Genomic DNA, 20981 nt, shown 5'->3' with positions numbered 1-20981 from the left:
GTAAGGCTAGAAAGGAGGAGAAAAAGTGACTAGTATTCATTACACATTGTTGTCTATTGTTGTTTATTACATGACAGAGATTAGGATTTTCTCCTCTCTAGCGGGGCTGAAATTACCTGTATGGAAACGTTTGTTTTTATTAGCAATCGCCCTCTTTTTTAATCAATTCACGTCTTTGTCCCCATTGATGATTGACCCTTTTTTATTTTTCTTAGCTTTAAAATGCGAAAAAGTTCCTATTTTTCGACTAAAAACTTTCTTTTTGGCTTTTGGTCCGAGTGTTTTTGTGGATTTGTTCTCGCGTTTTATTGAGATTATCATTATTCCCTACTTATTTGCGTCCCATCACCTGACCATTGACCATATGCTGATTGATTTGATTGCGTATTTATTGATTTTTCCAAGCTTTTCTTTAATTCATTATTTTTTAGGGGAAGATTATCGGATTATTTTCCATGATGATAATTCCGTCAGATCAAGAAATGTTTACTTGGTGTTATTGATTTTCATGATTGCTTACTATGTTGATATTTTTATGATTTTAGGGTTTACAGACCCTTTTCTTCACTTTGAGTATCCCATGGTTGTCCCTACATCTTACAAGTTGCTCTTTTTAATCTTCACCTTGCTTTTGATTTATTTGTTGTCTTACTTTAATCACAAATCTAAAGAATACCTCAAAACCGAGCTGAGAAAAGAACAACAAGGGTATATGGCAAACTTAGAAATGTATGGCAAGCATCTGGAAAAACTGTATAAGGACGTCAGGGTTTTTCAGATGGACTACCTCAATCGGCTAGACAGGTTAGGTCAGGCCATTGACAGTGGTTCTGTCAGAGACATCCAAGCCGTTTACGCACAGACCCTTCATGATGCTACAGATTACTGGGATGACAAACACTATAATATTGCTAAGTTGGGGAATATCAAGCTTTCAGCAATTAAAAGTCTTTTGTCCTCCAAGGTTATCGGTGCTGAAAAGGCAGGTATTTGCCTAAGTCTTGAAGTGCCTGATGTTATCGAGCACACAGACATTGCTGAGTTGGACTTGTTGCTACTGCTGTCGATTTTTTGTGACAACGCAAGAGAAGCAGCCTTAGAGACAGATAATCCCAGCATGTCCATTGCTTATTTTTTACTAGAGCAACAACAAGTCTTTGTCATCACAAATAGCACCAGGGAAGAAAAATTAGACATTGCAAAACTTTTTGAAGAGGGATACTCGTCAAAAGGAAGTGGCAGAGGCATTGGTCTGTCGAATGCCCGACGCATTTTAACCAAATACCCCAACATATCACTGGCTACAAAGAGCAGTCGCCACCAATTTAGTCAAACCTTGACCATATCACAGCAGGAGGGAAATGATGGTTCTTAGTTACGGTATCTTTTTCTTCTATATTATTATTTTTATTGATAGTTGGGTCATTTTTTCAAAAATATCAGGGATCACGCTGACTTGGCAAAAACTTTTATTTCTTGGACTTGTCTTTACCCTGGCAAACTTGGTGTTTGACCAGTTTGTGCTTATTGATCAGTTGTTTTTTATTGTCATTAGCTTTATTTTTGCCCCACAAAAGAAGATTTCAGAACATATTTTCAATGGGCTCTTTGCCATCATCGTTGTGGAACTTCTGATTCGTATTATTGGCTCCTTGTTTTTATCGGCTGTTTTAGGTTTTAGTGTGGATCAGATTAATCACAACCTCCTATTACTAGAGCTTTGTCACTTATTGGTTTTACCCGCCTTTTATCTGTTTAACTACATTTTTGCTATTGATTTGTCTTTGATTCGCTTTATTAGCGAAGACAAACTAAAAAAGTGGGTTTTTGGCATGAACCTTGCCATGAGTTTCTACTATATTTTTGTGCATTTTTTGGTTAATCGGCAGAGCGATGTTTTGGGCGTGTATGTGCGCTACCGTTCCATCCTGATTTTTATTTATTTGACCATTTTGATTGGCGTAATTGTCAAGTTGGACCGCTTCGCTAAAGATCAGTTGTCACAGAAAATTGCGCTAGCTCAAGACGAGCGCATTGGTTATCTAGAGACCTACAACCAGCAGATTGAGCATTTGTACCGTGATATTCGCACGGTTAAGCACGACTCTGAAAATATTCTTATCAGCTTGAAAGACAGTATTGATAGTGGTGACTTGGCAGAGATTACGAAGGTTTATCAGACCGTTGTTCAAGAGTCTGCCTCCTCGATGAAGCAGGTGGGCTTTGACGTGTCCTCATTGGAAAACATTCAAGATTTGGTTGTTCGTAGTTTGATTAATTCTAAGCTCTTGGAAGCACAGCACGAAGGCATTGATTTGTATGTGGAGATTCCAGATGTTATGGACCACATTCCTATTAAATTACTGGATTTGGTTGTATTGTTCACGGTCTTGATAGATCAGGCAATTTCCTCAGCTAAAGGTAGCAGGAGGGCATTTCTGTCAGTGACTTACTTTAAGCAAGATGGCAAGCAACTGTTTATTATTGAAAATAGCACTAGACAAAAACGCATTGATATCGCTAAGCATTTTAGCTATCATCAGGTTGTTCAAGAAACACCAGAACAAAGGAGCTTAATACGATTTTTAGCTATTTTAGACAGTTATCCTAAAGTCACTTTTTCGACAAAAAGTGACCATTACCGTTTGAGACAAATGTTAGAAATGAGATAAAATATGATGAACATTTTTATTCTTGAAGACGACTTCATACAACAAACAAGAATTGAGTCTGTCATCACATCAATCTTAGAGGAGACCAAAATTCCATGTAATCAGCTGGAAGCTTTTGCAAATCCTCAAAAATTAATCAATGGTATCCAAGAAAGAGGAGACCACCAACTTTACTTTTTAGACATTGAAATTCGGAACGAGTCGCGTCGAGGGCTTGAGTTGGCGGCAGAAATCCGTCAAAAAGACCCTAACGCTGTCATTGTTTTTGTGACCACGCATTCTGAGTTTGCGCCCATCTCATTCAAATACAAAGTGTCAGCTCTGGATTTTATTGATAAGGCTGTTGATAGCCGACAATTTAAAGAACAAATAGAAGAATGCATCCGCTACACTTATGACATGATGTCTAGTCGTGAGTCGCAGGACATGTTTTTGTTTGAAACGTCCCAAACCCGCCTCAAACTCCCCTACAAAGATATTCTTTATTTTGCAACAGCCACCACTCCTCATAAGGTATGCTTGTGGACGCAAACCGAGCGCTTGGAGTTTTATGGCAATTTGTCTGATATCAAAGCAGTGGCACCAAAACTCTTTTTGTGCCACCGTTCTTATCTGGTTAACCTCGAAAATGTGGTGCGTATTGACAAGTCTAAACAGTTGGTTTATTTTGAAAATGGGGATTCTTGTATGGTATCTCGCTTGAAAATGAAGAGTCTTTTCGAAAAATGGGAGAGTTGTCATAAGGTATAAATAGATGGATGACATTTTAGGATGAAAAAACAACATTTTAGGAAATAACCATCTCTTTTTTGGGATTTAGGCTATAATAATTAATATAAATAAAGATTTACTAAATTATCAGTTTGTTGAGTAGTCAATCCCCAATTCATTAAAATATTGTTTTCTCTCTCTCTCTCCATAAACAAATAGTATTTTTTGATATGGCTACTTAGTGTTTGGAATGATTGTTTCGGTTGTCTTTGTTTGGATATCACATTCACTGATTATATAGTCAGTAAAGATAGAGCTCACTTGCTGGGCTTTATTTTTTTATGCCCTTAAAAAGGGATAGTGATGAATAAAAGGGCTTAATTTCTAAGGGTTGAGGCTTTTTTGTTTTTTATGGTATAATGGTAATAATTTAGATATTGGAGTTAAGTTTTGAAGAAGACCTATCGTGTCAAGCGTGAACAGGATTTCCGAGCGATTTTTAAAGCAGGAAAAAGCACGGCAAATCGAAAATTTGTCATTTATCATTTGGAAAAAGAGCAAAAACACTTTCGTGTAGGCATTTCGGTTGGTAAAAAAATCGGAAATGCTGTTACACGAAACGCTGTTAAACGCCAGATACGCCATGTGCTTCTGGCGTTGGGAGATCATCTCAAACCTGATGACTTTGTCATCATTGCCCGCAAAGGGGTTGAGAATTTGACATTCCAAGAAATCACACAAAATTTACACCATGTGTTAAAATTGGCAACATTGCTTGAGAAAGGTTTTGAAAGTGAAGAAAAAAATTAAAATAGCAGGTTTAGTGCCTCTGATGTTTGTATTGGTTGCGTGTGGACGCGGCGAAGTCACCGCCCAGTCTGCTGGTAGTTGGGACAAACTGGTTTACCTATTTGCAAAGGCCATTCAATGGTTATCGTTTGATGGCTCTATCGGTGTGGGGATTATTTTATTTACCCTATTGATTCGACTGATTTTAATGCCTCTGTTTAATATACAGATCAAATCAACCCAAAAAATGCAAGCCATACAGCCAGAATTGAAACGACTGCAAAAAGCCTATTCGTCTAAAGACAGTGAAACACGTATGAAGCTAGCCGAAGAAAGTCAAGCCCTGTACAAAAAGCACGGGGTCAATCCTTATGCTAGCTTGCTTCCGCTGGTGATTCAAATGCCGGTGATGTTAGCTTTGTTTCAAGCGCTGTCACGAGTGCCTTTTTTAAGAACAGGAACCTTCTTGTGGGTTGAGCTTGCGCAACATGACCACCTCTTTTTATTGCCAATTTTAGCAGCTCTGTTCACTTTCTTGTCCTCTTGGTTGACAAATCTTGCAGTTAAAGAAAAAAACACCATGATGACTGTTATGATATATTTGATGCCCTTGATGATTTTTGTCATGGGACTAAACTTAGCTAGTGGGGTGGTGCTCTACTGGTCTGTGTCTAACGCCTTTCAAGTGTTGCAGCTCTTGCTTTTGAACAATCCGTTTAAAACCATTGCTGAAAGACGACGCCTAGAAAACGAAGAAAAAGAACGTCGCGCCCGTGAACGTCGCGCTCGAAAAAAAGCATTGAAGAGAAAATAGGAGTTTAGGTTATGGTATTATTTACAGGTAAAACTGTTGAAGAGGCTATTGAAAAAGGCCTTGAGGAATTAGGACTATCTCGTTTGAAAGCACACATCAAAGTGATTTCAAAAGAAAAAAAGGGTTTTTTTGGATTTGGTAAAAAGCCAGCTCAGGTTGATATCGAAGGCATCAATGAAAAAACGGTGTATAAGGCTGATAAAAAAGCAGTCCGTGGTGTCCCAGAGGACATCAATCGTCAAAATGCGCCAGTGATCAATCCTGACGAAGAAATTAACAATGAGAAAACTCTTACTGAAACAACTGCTACTGCCCCTAGTGAGCAAAAAGCTCCTGAGGACAAACCAACTGAACCAGTAAAGGTAGAAAAGCATTTGCCAGAGGCAGAGGTTCTTGAGACTCAGGTTGCTGACCAAGAAAACCACGAAGCTCCAGTCGAAAACACGGTAAGTAAAGACATCGAAAAAGCATCTCAAGACGTTTCTGACTATGTTACTAAGATAATTTATGAAATGGATATTGAAGCCAGCATTGAAAGAAGCAACAACCGCAGGCAAATTAATCTGCAAATCGAAACCCCAGAAGCTGGGCGCGTGATTGGCTACCATGGCAAAGTGTTAAAATCACTTCAGCTTTTAGCGCAAAACTTTTTGCACGATCGCTACTCTAAGAATTTTTCAGTGTCTTTGAATGTCCATGATTACGTTGAACATCGTACAGAAACCTTGATTGATTTCACACAAAAAGTAGCAAAGCGTGTGCTAGAGTCAGGTAATGACTACACCATGGATCCCATGAGTAACAGCGAACGAAAAATTGTCCACAAAACAATTTCAGCTATTGAGGGAGTCGAAAGCTTTTCAGAAGGCAATGACCCTAATCGCTACGTGGTTATCAGCCTACAACGCTAGATTGTTTAAACGCCCTTAGCTTAAGCTAAGGGCGTTTGTGCTCAGAGCTATGCGCTTTATAGCGGGAAATAAGCGAAAAATAAAAATAAACCTTGACAGCTTCAGGCCATTGTTATATACTATTAAAGTATGTTTAGTAACTGATATCACAAGTAGCCGGCTAAACGAATACGAAAATCTATGAGGAGGTATTCACTGTGAAACGTACTTATCAACCAAGTAAAATCCGTCGTCAACGTAAACACGGATTCCGTCACCGTATGTCAACTAAAAACGGACGTCGCGTGCTTGCAGCTCGTCGTCGTAAAGGACGTAAAGTATTATCAGCTTAATTGCAAAGAATACAACATAAAGCAAAACCAAAAGTGCTCGAGGCTTTTGGTTTTTTTGCGTCTAAATCTAGAATGGCTGCACTTTTTTTAGTTGTAAATCAATCTTGAAAACAGGTCATCTCTTTAAAACAGTTTATTTATTGATATAATAAGAAGGAAAATCTCTTTCAAAAGCAAGTAACAAAGGAGTAACGCATATGACTAATAATCAATCCAAGGAAGAATTGATGAAGCAAATCAAGGGAGGGCTTATTGTTTCGTGCCAAGCCTTGCCTGGAGAGCCTCTTTATTCAGAAGCTGGTGGCGTGATGCCCTTAATGGCAAAGGCGGCTCAAGAAGCAGGAGCCGTTGGGATTAGGGCGAATGGTGTTCGTGATATCAAAGAAATACAGGCGGTAACAGAACTGCCCATCATTGGTATCATCAAGACAGACTATCCCCCTCAAGAGCCCTTTATCACCCCAACAATGGCTGAGGTCGATCAATTGGCAGCCTTAGGGATTGCTGTTATTGCCTTAGATGCCACACAGCGCAAGCGCCATGATGGACTAGATATTACCCAATTTATCCACAAGATTAAAGAAAAATACCCCAACCAATTGCTGATGGCAGATGTTAGCACCTTCGAAGAAGGCATGATCGCGCACCGAGCGGGCATTGATTTTGTTGGAACGACCTTATCAGGCTATACCTCTTATAGTCAAAAGCTTGAGGGACCTGATTTAGACTTGATAACTGCCTTGTGCCAAGAAGGTGTGGCAGTTATTGCTGAAGGAAGGATTCATTCTCCAAAAGAAGCAAGACAGATTAATGACCTAGGTGTTGCAGGGATTGTTGTTGGTGGCGCAATTACGAGACCTAAAGAAATTGCAGAGCGTTTTGTCAAAGCCTTAAAGGCTGAGGGAGAAAACTCACTTGCTCATAGGGACTAATGAAAAGCCATCTTGCGGTTGGGATTGAAAATCACAACTTGCCCTAATTTTCTCTAGCAGAAGATCTCGGGCATTTGTTTCTAAAATACTTGTTTTTCAAGTTTTTTCAGATAAGCAGGTCTTTATGTTATAATAGGGCTATGATAGATGAAGTAAAAGACGTCAGTATTTTTGACACACACACCCACTTAAATGTGGATAATTTTAAAGGAAAAGTCGCTGAAGAATTGGCTTTAGCTCAGGAGATGGGGGTCAGCTACCACAACGTGGTTGGTTTTGATCACGCAACAATTGATGAGGCTATGATCTTAGCAGAACAATACCCCAATGTTTATGCGACTATTGGCTGGCATCCAACCGAGGCGGGCTCTTATAATCAAGCCGTTGAGGATAACATCGTTTCTTACCTCTCTCACCCTAAGGTAGTAGCCTTAGGCGAAATTGGTTTAGACTATCATTGGATGGAAGACCCTAAAGATGTCCAAGTAGCAGTCTTTAAGCGCCAAATTCAGTTGGCTAAAGAGCATGACTTGCCTTTTGTCGTTCACACGCGTGACGCTCTTGAAGACACTTACGAGGTCCTCAAAGAAGTTGGCGTAGGTCCACGTGGAGGTATTATGCACTCGTATTCGGGACCGATTGATATGGCTCGAAAATTTATAGATTTGGGAATGTTTATCTCTTTTTCAGGAGTGGTGACGTTTAAAAAAGCGACAGAACTTCAAGAAGTAGCGCAGCAATTACCACTAGATAAGATTTTAGTAGAAACAGATGCGCCATACTTGGCTCCAGTGCCAAAACGAGGCAGAGAAAATCGCACAGCTTATACCCGATATGTGGTTGATAAAATTGCAGAGTTGCGCGGGCTATCTGTAGAAGACGTGGCGGCAATGACTACTGCAACTGCAAAGAAGGTGTTCCAGATTGACTGAGAAACTAAAAATTCAAGAAGTGATTGTTGTTGAAGGTAAGGATGACACTGCTAACTTGCATCGTTTTTACGATGTGGATACCTATGAAACCAGAGGTTCTGCCATTACGGATGAGGATTTAGAGAGGATTGGACGGCTCAATGACTTGCGTGGTGTGATTGTGTTTACCGATCCCGATTATAATGGTGAACGCATTCGCAAGATGATTATGGCAGCTGTGCCAACTGCTCGCCATGCTTTTTTAAATCGTCATGAGGCTACGCCAAGCTCTAAAAGCAAGGGACGGTCTTTGGGGGTAGAGCACGCTAGCTTTGCGGATTTGCAAAAAGCGTTATCTAAAGTTACTCAACATTTTGAAGACGAAAATTATTTTGACATTACACCAAGTGATTTGGTCCGTTTAGGATTAGTCATGGCGACAGATAGTCGTAAACGTCGAGAATATTTGGGAGAAGCTCTTCGTATTGGTTACAGCAATGGCAAGCAACTGCTGAAACGATTGGAATTATTTGGCATAACGTTAGCCGAAATTGAAGATGCCATGCAATATTACGACAAGTTATAAAAAGAAACGAGACATTTATGAGAATTGCAGATTATAGCGTGACCAAGGCTGTCCTTGACCGTCACGGCTTTACCTTTAAAAAATCTTTTGGTCAGAACTTTTTGACCGATACTAATATTTTGCAAAAAATTGTTGACACTGCTGAGATTGACAGAACAGTTAATGTTATTGAAATTGGTCCAGGAATTGGAGCTTTGACTGAATTTTTAGCAGAAAATGCTGCAGAAGTCATGGCCTTTGAAATTGATGACCGATTGGTACCGATTTTAGCAGATACCCTTCGTGATTTTGATAATGTTCAAGTCATTAACCAAGATATTTTAAAGGCTGATTTACAAACACAGATTAAGCAATTCAAAAATCCAGACCTTCCCATCAAGGTGGTTGCTAATTTGCCTTACTACATCACGACACCTATTCTTATGCACTTGATTGAAAGCAACATTCCTTTTCAAGAATTTGTGGTCATGATGCAAAAAGAAGTTGCTGATCGCATTTCTGCCCAACCCAACACTAAATCATACGGTTCTTTATCTATTGCTGTGCAATACTACATGACTGCAAAAGTGTCCTTTATTGTGCCACGAACAGTTTTTGTTCCCGCGCCAAATGTTGATTCCGCCATTTTAAAAATGGTTCGTCGCGACCAACCATTAATTACGGTTCAAGACGAGGATTTCTTTTTCCGAGTTGCCAAAGTGGGATTTGTGCATCGCCGAAAAACCCTTTGGAATAATCTCATTAGCCATTTTGGAAAAACCCCAGACGTCAAAGAAAAGTTAGAAAAAGCACTAGAGCTTGCTGAGATTAAACCTTCTATTCGAGGCGAAGCCTTGAGCATTGCTGAATATGGCAAATTGGCAGATGCCTTGAAAGAAGCAGGAATATAAAAAGCTATTTTCTTCAAAACATCAGGGCTTAGCAGTTATGCTAAGCTTTTTTATGATGGCTTTAGTGTGCTTCTTTTGGTGATATTGGGCTAAAGTGCTGAATCGAGATGCATTTTCTGATATAATAGCATTAAATAGAAACGTTTAAGGAGTTCACTTGCAAGGCAAAATTATTAAATCCCTGGCTGGCTTTTATTATGTTGAGTCAGAAGGAAAAGTTTATCAGACACGCGCGCGTGGCAACTTTAGAAATAGTGGCCAGACGCCTTTTGTGGGTGACTTAGTTGAATTTTCAGCTGAAGACAATTCAGAAGGCTACATTTTGGCAATTCATGAACGCAAAAATAGCCTGGTTCGGCCCCCCATTGTCAACATTGACCAAGCGGTGGTTGTTATGTCTGCCAAGGAACCGGACTTCAATAGTAATCTGTTGGACCGCTTTCTGATTTTATTGGAACACAAGTCCATTCATCCTGTTATTTATATTTCCAAGATGGATCTTCTAGAGCGGTCAGAAACCATCGAAAATATTGGTAGTCATTATCGTGACATTGGATATGATTTTGTGACGAGTTTAGACGATTTAATTCCTCTTTTAGAAGACAAGACGACCGTTTTTATGGGGCAAACAGGGGTTGGAAAATCGACGTTACTGAATCAGATTGCTCCAGGTTTGCATCTAGAAACAGGGAAAATCTCAGACAGCCTAGGACGAGGTCGTCATACCACTCGTGCAGTTAGTTTTTACAATACTCATGGTGGTAAAATCGCTGACACGCCAGGTTTTTCATCTCTTGATTATGAGATTGATAATGCAGAAGACCTCAATGAAGCTTTTCCTGAATTACGTCACTTGAGTCATGATTGCAAGTTCAGGTCTTGCACACACACGCATGAGCCGAAATGTGCTGTAAAAGCAGCACTTGAGAAAGGCGCTCTATGGCCAGTTCGCTATCACAATTATCTCCAATTTCTCAGCGAGATTGAAAATCGCAGAGAAACATATAAAAAAGTCACCAAAAGAAAGTAGGTCTACACATGTCATCACTTAAAATTGCACCATCGATTTTGGCAGCAGATTATGCTAACTTTGCTAATGAACTAGCGCGCATTGAGCAAACAGATGCTGAGTACGTTCACATTGATATCATGGATGGTCAGTTTGTGCCAAACATTAGTTTCGGAGCAGATGTGGTCGCTAGCATGCGAAAACATAGCAAATTAGTATTTGATTGTCACTTGATGGTTGTTAATCCCGAGAGATATGTAGACGCTTATGCCCAAGCTGGTGCAGATATCATGACCATACACGTCGAAAGTACCTTGCACAGCCACGGTGCCCTGCAAAAAATCAAAGCTGCTGGGATGAAAGCAGGTATCGTGATAAACCCTGGGACACCAGTATCAGCGATAGAACCAGTCCTATCTTTAGCTGATCAAGTGCTAATCATGACGGTGAATCCTGGCTTTGGAGGTCAGGCATTTATTCCAGAGTGTTTGGAAAAAGTAGCACTTGTGGCAAAAATGCGATCAGAAAAAGGCTTGTCCTTTGACATCGAAGTTGACGGTGGCGTTGATGATAAAACGATTAATGCTTGTTACAAGGCGGGAGCAAATGTTTTTGTAGCTGGTTCTTACCTATTTAAAGCAGATGATTTGGTGAGTCAGGTACAAACTTTGAGGAAGGCTTTGAATGACTAAGGTTGCCCTTTTTTCAGGCGGGGATTTATCATTTTTTACCCCTGATTTTGATTTTTTTGTTGGTATTGACAGAGGAAGTCTATTTTTGGTACAACAAGACCTTCCATTGAATCTGGCTGTCGGAGATTTTGATTCGGTTTCAGAGTCAGAGTTTGCCACGATTAAGCAAAAAGCAGAGCAAATCATCACAGCGTCACGCCAAAAAAATGACACAGACACAGAATTGGCCTTAAAAGTGGTTTTTAAGCAATTTCCTAATGCCCAAGTGACGATTTTTGGAGCTTTTGGAGGGCGATTGGACCACACGTTGTCAAATATTTTTTTACCAAGTGACCCAGAATTGGCACCTTTCATGTCGCAAATGACCTTGCGTGATCAGCAGAACAGTGTGAGTTATCGCCCGAAGGGGACTCATGTGATTCATCAGGAAAAGGAAATGGCTTATGTGGCTTTTATGACCTCAGATGATGCTGACCTAGTGATTACAGGCGCCAAGTTTGATCTAACTGCGGAAACTTTTTTTAAAAAGAAAGTCTACTCGAGCAATGAATTTAACCAATCGCCTATAACAGTATGTGTGCCAACAGGATACTTAGTGATTATCCAAAGTAAAGATCGGAGTTAAGATGGAAATATTTTTCTTGTTTGCCCTACTTGTTCTTATTGGTTTGTCTTTTTTTAGCTTGATGTCAATGAAAACTCTACAAGCACAGCTTCAAAAAAATTTGGAGGCTCACGAAGACCATCTGTCAGATCAGTTGACCTACCAATCGGAAATGTCTAATAAGACACAGTTAATGGAACTGTCTCAACTCATGAACAGCTATCAAAAAGAGTTGTTTCAGCAGTTGACGGATCTTCGAGATGTTTTACACCAAAGTCTCTCAGAAACACGCGACCGATCTGATCAGCGTTTGGAATTAATCAATCAACAACTTAGCCAATCGGTCAAGAGCATGCAAGAATCTAACGAAAAACGCTTAGAAGAAATGCGCCACACCGTTGAAGAAAAATTAGAAGAAACCCTTAACAATCGCTTGCAAGCTTCATTTGCGACCGTCTCCAAACAACTTGAAAACGTTAATCAAGGTCTGGGTGAAATGCGTAACGTAGCAAAAGATGTCGGAACCTTAAATAAGGTATTATCCAATACAAAGACCAGAGGTATCTTAGGTGAGCTTCAATTAGGTCAAATCATTGAAGACATCATGACAACCAATCAGTACGAAAGAGAATTTGCAACGGTATCAGGGTCAACAGAGCGCGTGGAGTATGCTATCAAACTTCCTGGAAATGGACAAGGCGATTACATTTACCTCCCAATCGATTCCAAATTCCCATTAGAAGACTATTATCGCCTTGAGGAAGCCTATGAAGCAGGTGACAAATTAGCAGTTGAAGCCAGTCGAAAAGCTCTTTTAGGAGCTATTAAACGCTTTGCAAAGGATATTCATAAAAAGTATTTAAACCCTCCTGAAACTACTAATTTTGGGATTATGTTTTTACCGACAGAGGGTCTTTACTCAGAAATTGTGAGAAATGCGGCTTTCTTTGATAGCCTGCGCCGTGAAGAAAACATTGTTGTCGCTGGTCCGTCAACCTTGTCTGCCTTGCTCAATTCCTTGTCTGTTGGTTTCAAGACCCTTAACATTCAAAAAAATGCTGATGACATCAGCAAGATACTAGGCAATGTCAAGTTAGAGTTTGACAAATTCGGAGGCTTGTTGGCTAAAGCCCAAAAACAACTAAACACAGCCAATAACACGCTTGACCAACTTATTTCAACACGAACAAATGCAATTGTCCGCGCACTGAATACTGTTGAAACCTACCAAGATAAGGCGACCAAAAGCTTATTGAGCATGCCTTTGTTAGAAGAGGAAAAAAATGAAAATTAACCAAATGAAAAAGGACCAGCTATTTGAAGGGTTTTACCTTATCAAATCAGCAGAGGTTCGCAAAACAAGGTCGGGCAAAGATTTCATTGCCCTAACCTTCCAAGACGATACAGGAGAGATTTCTGGAAATTTATGGGATGTGAAACCTTATAATATTGAAGAATATATTGCTGGCAAAATTGTATTTATGAAAGGTCGACGCGAAGTGTATAACGGAACACCCCAAGTTAATCAGATTGTTCTGAGAAATGTCAGACCAGGCGAGCCTAACAATCCTAAGGATTTCAAGGAAAAATCACCAGTCAGTGCCACCGATGCTCGAGAATACCTAGAGCAAATGATGTTTAAAATTGAAAATGCCACTTGGCAGCGAATTGTTAGAGCAATCTATCGTAAATTTGACAAGGAATTTTTCACTTATCCAGCCGCCAAGACCAACCATCATGCCTTCGAAGCAGGCTTAGCCTATCACACGGCTACCATGGTACGGTTGGCAGATAGTATTGGTGACATCTATCCAATCCTTGACAAGAGTTTACTGTTTGCAGGTATCATGCTTCATGATTTGGCCAAAGTTATCGAACTGACGGGTCCAGATAACACGGAATATACGGTCAGAGGAAATCTGATTGGGCATATCTCTTTGGTTAATGAAGAAATCACGAAAGCTATCGCAGAACTGGGCATAGAAGACACCAAAGAAGAAGTTACCGTGTTGCGCCATGTTATTTTGAGCCATCATGGCCAGCTAGAGTATGGCAGTCCTGTTCGTCCACGGATCATGGAAGCCGAAATCATTCACATAATTGATAACATTGATGCCAATATGATGATGATGTCAACCGCTCTTAGCCGAGTTGGTGCAGGTGAGATGACAAATCGAGTCTTTGCTATGGACAACCGATCATTTTACAAGCCCAATTATTAAATCGAAATATAAAAAAATGAGCATTTTTAAAATCGAATGTTCGTTTTTTGTTGACTTTGTGCTATAATATGGTAAAGTACACAAAAATGGGGAAAATATGAAATTAAGACGAAGTGAACGTATGGTTGTTATCTCTAATTATTTGATTAACAACCCCTATAAATTGACAAGTTTAAATACTTTTGCGACAAAGTATGAGGCGGCTAAATCATCTATTTCAGAAGACATCGCCATCATCAAAAAAGCCTTTGAAGAATCAAGTATTGGAGAGATTGATACCCTGACTGGCGCCAGCGGTGGGGTTATTTTTACGCCCAGTATTTCCGAGTCAGAGGCTCGCTCCATTGTAGAAGAGCTGTGTCAACGTCTTTCAGAAAATAATCGCATTTTACCAGGTGGCTACATTTATTTATCTGATTTACTAAGCACGCCTAAAATTTTGCAAAATATTGGGCGCATTATTGCGAACGCTTTCAAAGGTGAGCAGATTGATGCTGTCATGACAGTTGCAACAAAAGGGGTTCCCTTGGCGAATGCCGTTGCAAACATCTTGAACGTGCCGTTTGTGATTGTGAGGCGAGACTTGAAAATCACGGAAGGGTCAACGGTTTCAGTAAACTATGCCAGTGCCTCAAGTGACCGTATCGAAAAAATGTTTTTATCCAAACGTAGTCTAAAGCCAAACAGCCGTGTTTTGATTGTTGATGACTTCTTAAAAGGAGGCGGAACCATCACAGGCATGATGAGTTTGCTGTCAGAATTCGATAGCACCCTCGTTGGAGTAGCGGTGTTTGCTGAGAACGCGCAATCAGAACGAGAGCAAATGACGTTCAAATCATTGCTCAAAGTCTCAGAAATTGATGTCAAAAACAATAATGTTGTAGTCGAGTTAGGCAATATTTTTGACAACTAAGAGATAACATCATAATAAATAAAGTAGAAGATAACCAAGAGGAGCAAAATAAAATGGAATTGGAAACGTCAAAGTCAAACCATGTCAAACATACCATTGCTTTAACATCAACCATTGCCCTATTGAGCGCAAGCGTTGGTGTATCGCATCATGTTAAAGCCGACGATTTGAAGAAACCCGAAACAAAAGAAACGAATACAAATGATGACAAGCTTGAAAAGCCAGAGACATTAGAAGACGCTCAAAAAGCTGTTGCAGACACAGAAAATCAGCTCCATAAACACACACAAGAATTAGCTGATGTGACGGCAACTATTGCTGAAACCCAAGAAGAAATCTCTCAACTAGAAATCCATCAAGATGAGCAAACTAAAACGCTTGAAGAAGCTCAAAGTGTTTTAGACGAAGCAAAGGCAATCAGTGATGAGGACTTGGCAGTCATAGTTGATCAAACACAGGCTGAGCTAGCTGCAACAACAACAGCTTTGGAGCAAGCCATCTCAGACAGTCAAGCTAAGCAAGCTGATGTTACAAAACAAGATAAATTGATTGCGGTAAATACTGCTGAAGCAAATGCCCTAGCTGACAAAGTTGCCGAAGCGTCACAACACTTATCAGCACTTGATGACCTCTCTGTGAATCCTGATTCAGTCTCTGTTGATGCCAAAGCGGCTACAGAACTCGTTAATACCATTTCAGCTGAACTGACTAGCGCTAATAGCGACCTTGAAAAAGTTAAGTCATTAGCCAAAGAGTTGTTGCAAAATGATTTAGCTAGCCATAAAAAAGAATTAGCTAGAACTGACAGTGAATTAAAGGCTCTTGAACAAAACCCATCAACCACTACAGTAAATGTAGCGGGAGCTAACAAGATGATTGCGCCGGAAACTTATCCATTTGACTTGCTTCAAAAGCTTGCAGCAAGTGGTTATATCGGATCAGAAAGTTACAACCGATATTATAATCAGGTTGTCAATGATATTGTTTCAAGAGCTCAGTCTGGTAACCAGACTAACCAGTATGTTGATATTCCTAGCGATATCAATAGAGTGGTTGATCCTGACCATCTTTCTGAGGATGTCCAAGATGAACTGGCTCAGTTTGCTGCTCAAATGCTTAACTCTGTTCGTCAACAGTTTGGCTTGGTCCCTGTTGTGGTTACAAAAGGGTCGCAAGAGTTTGCTCGTTTATTAACAACTAGCTACAAACAAACACATGGAAGCATTCGCCCATCATTTGTCTATGGACAGCCAGGCGTTTCTGGGCACTATGGCATCGGTCCTCATGACAGAACCATTATTGAAGCTTCTGCAACAGAGGTTGGCTTACGCCAAAATGATGACAATATGTATGAAAACATTGGTGCTTTCAATGACATCCATACCGTTAACGGTATTAAACGTGGCATTTATAACAGCATTAAATACATGTTGTTTACAGACAACCTTCACGGAAACACTTATGGGCATGCCGTTAACTTCTTGCGTACAGACAAAACAAACCCTACAGCTCCTGTTTATCTAGGGGTTTCAACAAGTAATGTCCAATCTTTAAATGAGCATTTTGTGATTTTCCCAGAGTCTGATATTGTTAATCGTGCGCGCTTTAGCACTGTTCAAGTGTCACCAAGTGGCCAATTAACCGATCACTCTGCTAAAGCACAAGGGCTAAAAGCTAAGATGGCTAAAACAAACGAAACCATTCAGTTATTAGAAGGACGTTTAAGTGCCATTTCAGAGGAATCTCAAGTAAAAGTTGCTCAAGAAAAAGTAAACCAATTGCAAAAGAAATTGGAAACAGCTAAAGCAACTGCAAAAGACCTAAACAAACGCCTTGACCTCCTAGCTCAAACAAAAGATGGCTTACAAGCTCAAAAACTAGCCGCTGAAAAAAATCATGCTACACTAAAAGCTGAACTTGACAACTTGCTAGCCAAGTTGGCGTCATCAAAGGTTGTTTTAAATGACCTTAAAAAAGTTGCTGAACAAGCACAAAGCAAGGTATCAAGCCTTGAAGCCAAAAAAAATCAGCTGGAACATTTCCTTGCCTTTAACACGGACCCTAATCGTGTTGCTATCGCTCAAGAAAAAGTGTCCCAGTCAGAAAAAGCACTTGAAGAAATTCTTGCTCATTTGGCAAGTGCAAAAACGAATTTGCAAAATCTGACTGATCAAAAAGCAAGGCTAGAGTCAAATATTGCAACGACAGAGCAACAATTAATTCTATTGAAATCACTTGTGCAAGAAAAGCAACCTCCACACGTGAGCTTGCCAACACCTAGTCCGAGAACGACTCCGTCACAAATGGTCCACAGGAATTATACGCCTGTTGATGTACAGATTCGACCTGCTAAGGTAGAAAAACCAGTTGCTGGAGAAGTTGTCAAAGCTATCGAAAGCCAAGTGGCAGAGTCAACCCCTGAAAAACCAAAAGCTAAGACAAGCCTATCAGAAAAACCTCAAGAAACAGCATCTGCAAGCAAAACTTACGGAACTGATAGCAAAATGGGAAGCAAGAATGCTTCTGGTATTGACGAGACAACCAAACGTGCTATAGCCGCAGGAGTGGTCATGTTAGCAGCAGTAGGTATCGCTGGGGCTAAGCTTCGAAAAGACAAGAAATAAACAAGAAAAATATCAAAATTAATTTGACAAAAAGTACCGGCTATGTTACCATAGTAGACGGTACTTTTTACTTTTGGTCTCTCAAAAGTGTACAGAGACGTGCTGACAATTGTTGCAAAAAGTGCACCAGATATGGGCTGTCACCAAGTGCCATATCAACCAAAATTAAAATATTACAGGAGAAATGTAGATGCCTACAATTAACCAGTTGGTACGTAAACCACGTAAATCTAAAATTGAAAAATCAGGTTCACCAGCTTTGAATATTGGTTACAACAGTCATAAAAAAGTTCACACTAAGATTTCTGCACCACAAAAACGTGGTGTTGCAACTCGTGTTGGAACAATGACTCCTAAGAAACCTAACTCTGCCCTTCGTAAATTCGCTCGTGTACGTTTGAGCAACCTTATCGAAGTAACAGCTTATATCCCAGGTATCGGACATAACTTGCAAGAGCATAGTGTTGTCCTTATCCGTGGTGGTCGTGTAAAAGACCTTCCAGGGGTACGTTACCATATCGTTCGTGGAGCACTTGATACTGCAGGTGTTGCTGATCGTAAACAAGGCCGTTCTAAATACGGTGCGAAACGTCCAAAAGGATAATAGAAGGGGGATAAGAAAAAATGAGTCGTAAAAATCAAGCGCCTAAGCGCGAAGTATTACCAGATCCATTGTATAACTCAAAGATCGTAACACGTCTTATCAACCGTGTTATGCTTGACGGTAAACGTGGTACAGCATCAACAATTGTTTATGATGCTTTCAACGCAATCAAAGAAGCAACAGGTACTGATGCTCTTGAAGTATTTGAGACAGCTATGGATAACATCATGCCTGTACTTGAAGTACGTGCACGCCGTGTTGGTGGTTCTAACTACCAAGTTCCAGTTGAAGTTCGTCCAGAACGTCGTACAACACTTGGACTACGTTGGTTAGTTAATGCATCACGTTCTCGTGGTGAACACACTATGAAAGATCGTCTTGCAAAAGAAATCATGGATGCCGCTAATAACACTGGTGCTTCAGTTAAAAAACGTGAAGACACTCACAAAATGGCTGAGGCGAACCGTGCCTTTGCTCACTTCCGTTGGTAATCTGCAATTTATAATTGCTTTTCAAAGGAATGAAACAATAGCCTAATAAAAGTGTGAACGGGTAGGTCCTGCCTATCCGTTTTTTCTAAATAGTGCTATAATAAGATAGAAATAAAAAAATAGGAGAAAAAACCTAATGGCTCGCGAATTTTCACTAGCAAAAACTCGTAATATCGGTATCATGGCTCACGTCGATGCTGGTAAAACAACAACTACAGAGCGTATCCTTTATTACACTGGTAAAATCCATAAAATTGGAGAAACACATGAAGGTGCTTCTCAAATGGATTGGATGGAACAAGAACAAGAGCGTGGAATCACTATCACATCTGCAGCAACAACTGCACAATGGGATGGACACCGTGTTAACATCATCGACACACCAGGTCACGTGGACTTCACTATTGAAGTACAACGTTCTCTACGTGTTTTGGATGGTGCGGTAACCGTTCTTGACTCTCAATCAGGTGTTGAGCCTCAAACTGAAACAGTTTGGCGCCAAGCAACTGAGTATGGTGTTCCTCGTATCGTTTTTGCTAATAAAATGGATAAAATCGGTGCTGACTTCCTTTACTCAGTTAGCACACTTCATGACCGTCTTCAAGCGAATGCGCATCCTATTCAGTTGCCAATCGGTGCTGAGGATGACTTTACTGGAATCATTGACTTGATTAAAATGAAAGCTGAAATCTATACGAATGACCTTGGTACAGATATCCGCGAAGAAGATATTCCAGAAGAATACTTAGAACAAGCACAAGAATACCGTGAAAAACTAATCGAAGCGGTTGCTGAAACTAACGAAGAGTTGATGATGAAATACCTTGAAGGTGAAGAAATCACAACTGAAGAATTGATTGCTGGTATTCGCCAAGCGACAATCAACGTTGAATTTTTCCCAGTTCTTTGTGGATCTGCCTTCAAAAACAAGGGTGTTCAATTGATGCTTGATGCTGTTATTGCATACCTTCCAAGCCCACTTGACATTCCTGCAATCAAAGGGATCAACCCAGTAACAGAAGAAGAAGAAGAGCGTCCAGCATCAGACGAAGCACCATTTGCAGCGCTTGCCTTCAAGATCATGACAGACCCGTTTGTAGGTCGTTTGACATTCTTCCGTGTTTACTCAGGTGTTCTTAACAGCGGTTCATACGTAATGAATACTTCAAAAGGTAAACGTGAGCGTATCGGACGTATCCTTCAAATGCACGCTAACAGCCGTCAAGAAATTGAAACAGTTTACTCTGGTGATATTGCTGCTGCTGTTGGATTAAAAGACACAACTACTGGTGACTCATTGACAGATGAGAAAGCAAGAGTTATTCTTGAGTCAATTGAAGTTCCAGAACCAGTTATCCAATTGATGGTTGAACCAAAATCTAAAGCAGACCAAGACAAGATGGGTGTTGCCCTTCAAAAACTGGCTGAAGAAGATCCAACATTCCGCGTTGAAACAAACGTTGAAACTGGTGAAACTGTTATCGCTGGTATGGGTGAGCTTCACTTGGACGTTCTTGTAGACCGTATGCGTCGTGAGTTCAAAGTTGACGCTAATGTAGGTGCTCCTCAAGTATCTTACCGTGAAACATTCCGTGCTTCAACACAAGCTCGTGGTTTCTTCAAACGCCAATCTGGTGGTAAAGGTCAATTCGGTGACGTTTGGATTGAATTTACTCCAAATGAAGAAGGTAAAGGTTTCGAATTCGAAAACGCTATCGTCGGTGGTGTAGTTCCTCGTGAATTTATCCCTGCTGTTGAAAAAGGACTTGTTGAGTCAATGTCTAATGGTGTCCTTGCAGGATACCCAATGGTTGACGTTAAAGCAAAACTTTACGATGGTTCATACCATGATGTCGACTCATCTGAGACAGCCTTCAAGATCGCAGCATCTCTTGCACTTAAAGAAGCAGCTAAATCAGCAAAACCAGCTATCCTTGAGCCAATGATGCTTGTTACAATTACAGCTCCAGAAGACAATCTTGGAGATGTTATGGGACACGTAACAGCTCGTCGTGGACGTGTTGATGGTATGGAAGCGCATGGTAACAGCCAAATCGTTCGTGCCTTTGTACCACTTGCTGAAATGTTTGGATATGCAACTGTTCTTCGTTCTGCAACTCAAGGACGTGGTACCTTCATGATGGTATTTGACCACTATGAAGATGTTCCTAAATCAGTTCAAGAAGAAATCATCAAGAAAAATAAAGGCGAATAAGCCACAGCTAAAAGAGCAGGTTTTTCCTGCTCTTTTTAAGGGCTCATTGTCAACTGTAG

Annotated in this window: 21 protein-coding genes; all 21 read left to right on the top strand. The window is 40.3% G+C overall.

Annotation, left to right across the window (positions count from 1 at the left end; genetic code table 11):
• Positions 1–70: 70 nt before the first annotated feature.
• The 21 genes from AKK44_RS07670 (at position 71) to fusA (ending at position 20922) form a co-directional block, all read left to right on the top strand.
• A complete protein-coding gene (locus AKK44_RS07670; protein ID WP_054279212.1) occupies positions 71–1375 on the top strand; it encodes a GHKL domain-containing protein in 1305 nt (434 codons plus the stop codon).
• Complete coding sequence (locus AKK44_RS07665) at positions 1365–2672, top strand: sensor histidine kinase (protein ID WP_054279198.1); 1308 nt, start codon at positions 1365–1367, stop codon at positions 2670–2672. Before AKK44_RS07670 ends, AKK44_RS07665 begins: the two co-directional genes overlap by 11 nt.
• 3 nt (positions 2673–2675) lie before the next feature.
• Positions 2676–3422 carry a response regulator transcription factor gene (locus AKK44_RS07660; RefSeq protein WP_082385615.1) on the top strand — a complete coding sequence of 249 codons (747 nt, stop codon included), beginning with the start codon at positions 2676–2678 and terminating at the stop codon, positions 3420–3422.
• A 411-nt stretch (positions 3423–3833) separates the two neighbouring features.
• Positions 3834–4193 (top strand): ribonuclease P protein component, encoded by a 360-nt coding sequence (gene rnpA / locus AKK44_RS07655; RefSeq protein ID WP_054279197.1) that lies wholly within the window; start codon positions 3834–3836, stop codon positions 4191–4193.
• Positions 4159–4986 (top strand): YidC/Oxa1 family membrane protein insertase, encoded by an 828-nt coding sequence (locus tag AKK44_RS07650; RefSeq protein WP_152911086.1) that lies wholly within the window; start codon positions 4159–4161, stop codon positions 4984–4986. The genes rnpA and AKK44_RS07650 overlap by 35 nt, the downstream gene beginning before the upstream one ends.
• Positions 4987–4997: 11 nt before the next feature.
• Positions 4998–5897 (top strand): RNA-binding cell elongation regulator Jag/EloR, encoded by a 900-nt coding sequence (gene jag, locus AKK44_RS07645; RefSeq protein ID WP_054279195.1) that lies wholly within the window; start codon positions 4998–5000, stop codon positions 5895–5897.
• Positions 5898–6094: 197 nt separating this feature from the next.
• Complete coding sequence (rpmH, locus tag AKK44_RS07640) at positions 6095–6229, top strand: 50S ribosomal protein L34 (RefSeq protein ID WP_002885866.1); 135 nt, start codon at positions 6095–6097, stop codon at positions 6227–6229.
• A gap of 197 nt (positions 6230–6426) precedes the next feature.
• On the top strand, positions 6427–7161 hold the full coding sequence (locus tag AKK44_RS07635) for an N-acetylmannosamine-6-phosphate 2-epimerase (protein ID WP_054279194.1): 735 nt from the start codon (positions 6427–6429) through the stop codon (positions 7159–7161).
• A gap of 140 nt (positions 7162–7301) precedes the next feature.
• A complete protein-coding gene (locus AKK44_RS07630; protein ID WP_054279193.1) occupies positions 7302–8093 on the top strand; it encodes a TatD family hydrolase in 792 nt (263 codons plus the stop codon).
• Positions 8065–8658, top strand: a complete 594-nt coding sequence (rnmV, locus tag AKK44_RS07625) for a ribonuclease M5 (RefSeq protein WP_054279192.1) — start codon at positions 8065–8067, stop codon at positions 8656–8658. The genes AKK44_RS07630 and rnmV overlap by 29 nt, the downstream gene beginning before the upstream one ends.
• Positions 8659–8675: 17 nt before the next feature.
• Positions 8676–9548: a 16S rRNA (adenine(1518)-N(6)/adenine(1519)-N(6))-dimethyltransferase RsmA gene (gene rsmA, locus AKK44_RS07620; protein ID WP_037595577.1), complete on the top strand. Its 873-nt coding sequence runs from the start codon at positions 8676–8678 to the stop codon at positions 9546–9548.
• 157 nt (positions 9549–9705) lie between these two features.
• Positions 9706–10578 carry a ribosome small subunit-dependent GTPase A gene (gene rsgA, locus AKK44_RS07615; protein WP_054279191.1) on the top strand — a complete coding sequence of 291 codons (873 nt, stop codon included), beginning with the start codon at positions 9706–9708 and terminating at the stop codon, positions 10576–10578.
• An 8-nt stretch (positions 10579–10586) separates the two neighbouring features.
• Positions 10587–11249 (top strand): ribulose-phosphate 3-epimerase, encoded by a 663-nt coding sequence (gene rpe / locus AKK44_RS07610; RefSeq protein ID WP_054279190.1) that lies wholly within the window; start codon positions 10587–10589, stop codon positions 11247–11249.
• A complete protein-coding gene (locus AKK44_RS07605; protein WP_054279189.1) occupies positions 11242–11874 on the top strand; it encodes a thiamine diphosphokinase in 633 nt (210 codons plus the stop codon). Before rpe ends, AKK44_RS07605 begins: the two co-directional genes overlap by 8 nt.
• Position 11875: 1 nt before the next feature.
• Positions 11876–13147 carry a DNA recombination protein RmuC gene (locus AKK44_RS07600; protein WP_054279188.1) on the top strand — a complete coding sequence of 424 codons (1272 nt, stop codon included), beginning with the start codon at positions 11876–11878 and terminating at the stop codon, positions 13145–13147.
• Positions 13137–14075, top strand: coding sequence for a 3'-5' exoribonuclease YhaM family protein (locus AKK44_RS07595; RefSeq protein ID WP_054279187.1), 939 nt, complete (start codon positions 13137–13139; stop codon positions 14073–14075). Before AKK44_RS07600 ends, AKK44_RS07595 begins: the two co-directional genes overlap by 11 nt.
• Before the next feature lie 97 nt (positions 14076–14172).
• Positions 14173–14988: a pur operon repressor gene (gene purR, locus AKK44_RS07590; RefSeq protein ID WP_054279186.1), complete on the top strand. Its 816-nt coding sequence runs from the start codon at positions 14173–14175 to the stop codon at positions 14986–14988.
• 53 nt (positions 14989–15041) lie between these two features.
• Positions 15042–17612 carry an SEC10/PgrA surface exclusion domain-containing protein gene (locus tag AKK44_RS07585; RefSeq protein WP_054279185.1) on the top strand — a complete coding sequence of 857 codons (2571 nt, stop codon included), beginning with the start codon at positions 15042–15044 and terminating at the stop codon, positions 17610–17612.
• 190 nt (positions 17613–17802) lie between these two features.
• Positions 17803–18216, top strand: coding sequence for a 30S ribosomal protein S12 (rpsL, locus tag AKK44_RS07580; protein ID WP_037595563.1), 414 nt, complete (start codon positions 17803–17805; stop codon positions 18214–18216).
• 20 nt (positions 18217–18236) lie between these two features.
• Complete coding sequence (gene rpsG, locus AKK44_RS07575; protein WP_037595562.1) at positions 18237–18707, top strand: 30S ribosomal protein S7; 471 nt, start codon at positions 18237–18239, stop codon at positions 18705–18707.
• A gap of 136 nt (positions 18708–18843) precedes the next feature.
• Positions 18844–20922, top strand: a complete 2079-nt coding sequence (fusA, locus tag AKK44_RS07570) for an elongation factor G (RefSeq protein WP_037595560.1) — start codon at positions 18844–18846, stop codon at positions 20920–20922.
• The last annotated feature ends 59 nt before the right edge of the window (positions 20923–20981 follow it).

The sequence above is a fragment of the Streptococcus phocae genome (assembly GCF_001302265.1).
GTDB classification, from domain to species: Bacteria; Bacillota; Bacilli; order Lactobacillales; family Streptococcaceae; genus Streptococcus; species Streptococcus phocae.
This window is presented reverse-complemented; position numbering and strand designations above follow the sequence as displayed.

Bases quoted from the DNA above. Each gene is read 5' to 3' on its own strand.
- jag (WP_054279195.1), top strand. From the start codon at position 4,998: ATGGTATTATTTACAGGTAAAACTGTTGAAGAGGCTATTGAAAAAGGC.
- rpsL (WP_037595563.1), top strand. From the start codon at position 17,803: ATGCCTACAATTAACCAGTTGGTACGTAAACCACGTAAATCTAAAATT.
- AKK44_RS07670 (WP_054279212.1), top strand. From the start codon at position 71: ATGACAGAGATTAGGATTTTCTCCTCTCTAGCGGGGCTGAAATTACCT.
- AKK44_RS07635 (WP_054279194.1), top strand. From the start codon at position 6,427: ATGACTAATAATCAATCCAAGGAAGAATTGATGAAGCAAATCAAGGGA.
- AKK44_RS07595 (WP_054279187.1), top strand. From the start codon at position 13,137: ATGAAAATTAACCAAATGAAAAAGGACCAGCTATTTGAAGGGTTTTAC.
- AKK44_RS07665 (WP_054279198.1), top strand. From the start codon at position 1,365: ATGGTTCTTAGTTACGGTATCTTTTTCTTCTATATTATTATTTTTATT.
- rpsG (WP_037595562.1), top strand. From the start codon at position 18,237: ATGAGTCGTAAAAATCAAGCGCCTAAGCGCGAAGTATTACCAGATCCA.
- rpe (WP_054279190.1), top strand. From the start codon at position 10,587: ATGTCATCACTTAAAATTGCACCATCGATTTTGGCAGCAGATTATGCT.
- rsmA (WP_037595577.1), top strand. From the start codon at position 8,676: ATGAGAATTGCAGATTATAGCGTGACCAAGGCTGTCCTTGACCGTCAC.
- AKK44_RS07660 (WP_082385615.1), top strand. From the start codon at position 2,676: ATGATGAACATTTTTATTCTTGAAGACGACTTCATACAACAAACAAGA.
- AKK44_RS07630 (WP_054279193.1), top strand. From the start codon at position 7,302: ATGATAGATGAAGTAAAAGACGTCAGTATTTTTGACACACACACCCAC.
- AKK44_RS07600 (WP_054279188.1), top strand. From the start codon at position 11,876: ATGGAAATATTTTTCTTGTTTGCCCTACTTGTTCTTATTGGTTTGTCT.
- purR (WP_054279186.1), top strand. From the start codon at position 14,173: ATGAAATTAAGACGAAGTGAACGTATGGTTGTTATCTCTAATTATTTG.
- AKK44_RS07585 (WP_054279185.1), top strand. From the start codon at position 15,042: ATGGAATTGGAAACGTCAAAGTCAAACCATGTCAAACATACCATTGCT.
- fusA (WP_037595560.1), top strand. From the start codon at position 18,844: ATGGCTCGCGAATTTTCACTAGCAAAAACTCGTAATATCGGTATCATG.
- AKK44_RS07605 (WP_054279189.1), top strand. From the start codon at position 11,242: ATGACTAAGGTTGCCCTTTTTTCAGGCGGGGATTTATCATTTTTTACC.